Annotated in this window: 4 protein-coding genes; all 4 read left to right on the forward strand. The window is 67.9% G+C overall.

Going from position 1 to position 2807, the window contains the following annotated elements:
* Positions 1-539, forward strand: a 539-nt coding sequence (locus FJY88_13225) for a phosphoenolpyruvate--protein phosphotransferase (protein MBM3288288.1), incomplete at its 5' end; no start/stop codon positions are given.
* Positions 536-1534: a hypothetical protein gene (locus FJY88_13230; GenBank protein ID MBM3288289.1), complete on the forward strand. Its 999-nt coding sequence runs from the start codon at positions 536-538 to the stop codon at positions 1532-1534. The genes FJY88_13225 and FJY88_13230, both read left to right, overlap by 4 nt.
* A 2-nt stretch (positions 1535-1536) precedes the next feature.
* Entirely contained in the window at positions 1537-2550 is a 1014-nt protein-coding gene (locus FJY88_13235) for a nucleotidyl transferase (GenBank protein ID MBM3288290.1), read from the forward strand.
* A 161-nt stretch (positions 2551-2711) separates the two neighbouring features.
* Positions 2712-2807, forward strand: a 96-nt coding sequence (locus FJY88_13240; GenBank protein ID MBM3288291.1) for a hypothetical protein, incomplete at its 3' end; no start/stop codon positions are given.

Consider the following 2807-nt stretch of genomic DNA (forward strand, 5'->3'; position numbering starts at 1 on the left):
CGAGGCGCATCGTGGGAGAGTGCACGGCGGAGCTCCTCGGAGAGGGGCACGCGGTGCCGGAGTCGGTGCCGCTCGGGGTGATGATCGAGATTCCCGCCGCAGTCGCGATCGCCGATCTCCTCGCGCGCGAGGCCGACTTCTTCAGCATCGGATCGAACGACCTCATCCAGTACTCGCTTGCGGTCGATCGCGGGAACGAGACGATCGCCCATCTGTACGATCCGTTCCACCCGGCGGTGCTGCGGCTCCTGCGGCAGACCGTCCTGACCGCGCGCGAGGCCGGGATCCCCGTCTCCTCCTGCGGGGAGATGTCGGGGCAACCCCTCGGCGCGCTCGCTCTCCTGGGATTGGGCTGCTACAACCTGAGCGTCTCTCCGCGTCAGGTGCCCGTGATCAAGAGCGTCATCCGATCGGTGCGCCTGGCCGGGCTCGAATCGCTGGCCCTTGCCGCCCTCGCATCGCCGACAAGCGGCGAGGTGCGGGGGCTTCTCGAATCCGGAGTGCGGGCCGCCGGACTCGACCTGGAGGCCTTCGAGTGAGCGCAAGCGATCCGATGCGCCGGTGGGTGGATGCCTTTCCTGAGATGCTCGAGGAGGGCTGGGCGGCCCCGCTCCCCGATGGCTATCTCCTCCCGCCGGGCCGCGCGCTCCTGTTCGGGGGAATGGGAGGATCCGGAATGGCCGGAGCGCTCGCGGCGGTCCTCCTCGAGGAAGAGGGCACGGTCGCTCTTCCCTGGAGAAACGCCCGTCTCCCGCGCTGGCTCTCGCCGGAGGATCGATTCGTGCTGGCCACCTACTCCGGCGAGACCTGGGAAGCCCGTTCCATGCTGGAGGAGGCCCTCGACCGCGGGATCCCCACGCGCGTGGTGGCCTCCGGAGGAAGCGTCGCCGCCCGCGCGATAGAGAGGGGCGTGCCCTGTTTCCTCGTGCCCGGGGGGCTCGCCCCGAGGGCTTCTCTTCCCTGGCTCTTCGCGGGCGTCGCCAGGGCCGTGAGGCCAGATCTCCTTGGGGAGATCGCCGGCGTCGCGAGGTCGCTTCGGGCCGAGCGAGACGCGCCGCCCGGAGGCCGCCACCCGGATGAGATCGCGCGGTCCCTGCACGACCGATTGCCGGTGCTGCTTCCCGTGGGCCGGGCGATGGAGGCGGTCGCCTTCCGCTGGCGGAATCAGATCCTCGAGAACGCGGAGCAATCCTGCATCGTCTCCCCGCTGCCGGAAATGATCCACAACGAGGTGATGGGTTGGCCCTGGCTCGCGCGGGGCGGAGTCCCCGCGGCCTTCGTCGTTCTGCGCGGAAGCGGACCGCTGCCCGAGAAGGAGAAGAGGCTCCTTGCCGCCCTCCCGGGCGAGGCGGCCGCGCTGGGCCTTCCCTTCCTCGAACCTCCCCCTGCGGAGGCGGGAGGGCGGGGAGCCCTGCTCGCGGAGGTCTTCCTCGGCGATCGGGTCAGCGTGGAACTGGCCCGGATGCGAGGCGTGGACGCGACTCCGGTGGCGCTGATCGAGCGCCTCCGCAAGGCCGCAGCAAAGGAGGAATGAGGATGAGCGCGCCGATCGCCATCATCCCGGCCGCGGGGGTCGGGACCCGTCTTCGCCCCCACACCCACACTACCCCCAAGGCGTTGATCCAGGTCGCCGGACGCCCGATCCTCGCCCACATCCTGGACGGTCTGATCGCGGAAGGCGTGGAGCGGATGGTCGTCATCGTCGGCTACATGGGCGATAGGATCCGCGACTACGTCTCGGCGCGCTACGGCCCGTCCGTCGAGTTCGTGGATCAGGAGGAGCGGCTCGGTCTGGCGCACGCCGTCTACCTCGCGCGAGAGAGAGTTCAGAGGGGACCCGTGGTGATCGTCTTGGGAGACACGATCGTCCACACCGACTTCTCGATCTTCCTGCGCGGACGAGAGATCGTTCTCGGTGTCAAGGAGGTCGCTGATCCCGAGCGTTTCGGAATCGTCGAGGTCAAGGGAGGCTTCGTCTGCGGACTCGTGGAGAAGCCCCAGGTTCCCCCGTCGAACCTGGCCCTCGTAGGGCTCTACTATGTTCCGCGGTCGGAGGATCTCTTCGAGGTCATCGAGCGGATGATCCGGGACGGGCGAAAGACGAAAGGGGAGTTTCAGCTCACCGACGCTCTGGCCACTCTTCTCGAACGTGGCGAGAAGATGCTCGTCCACCTCGTCGAAGGCTGGTTCGATTGCGGGAAGCCCGAAACCCTCCTCGCGACGAATCGCTATCTCCTCGATCTGGTCCAGAGCGCGCCGGCCCTCCCCGGCGTCGTCGTGGTGCCTCCCGTCTCCGTCGACCCGAGCGCGGAGGTGCGAGAGTCGATCATCGGACCGTACGTCTCCATCGCGGGCGGGGCGAGAGTCAAGGGAGCGATCCTGCGCAACTCGATCATCAACGAGAACGCGGAGATCCTCGGGATGCTCCTGGATGGATCGGTCGTGGGCGAACACGCCGTCGTGCGAGGGTCGTTCCAGGTCCTCAATGTGGGCGATTGGTCGGAGGTGACGACGGCGGGGCGAGCGACGGCGGAAGAGACCCCGTCCTAGCCGCGGCTCGTCTGCATCAGAGCCTCCCGCCTCGCGCGTCCGCCCGACGCTCGCATCTGTGATACGGTCAGGCCCGTCCAGAGACCTTGCTTCGCCCGGATCGGACGGCTAACCTGAGCCATTTGGGCGCCACGCATCGATCGGAAAGAAGGAGTTGCCTGATGAACCATACCCGCTTGATGACATCCGAGTCTGTCTCCGCGGGACATCCCGACAAGGTCGCCGACCAGATCTCCGACGCCATTCTCGACTCCCTG

This window comes from Candidatus Eisenbacteria bacterium (genome assembly GCA_016867495.1).
Taxonomy (GTDB): domain Bacteria; phylum Eisenbacteria; class RBG-16-71-46; order CAIMUX01; family VGJL01; genus VGJL01.

What these genes read in the sequence shown, in the direction of transcription:
- FJY88_13235 (MBM3288290.1), top strand. Translation starts at nt 1,537, where the DNA reads ATGAGCGCGCCGATCGCCATCATCCCGGCCGCGGGGGTCGGGACCCGT.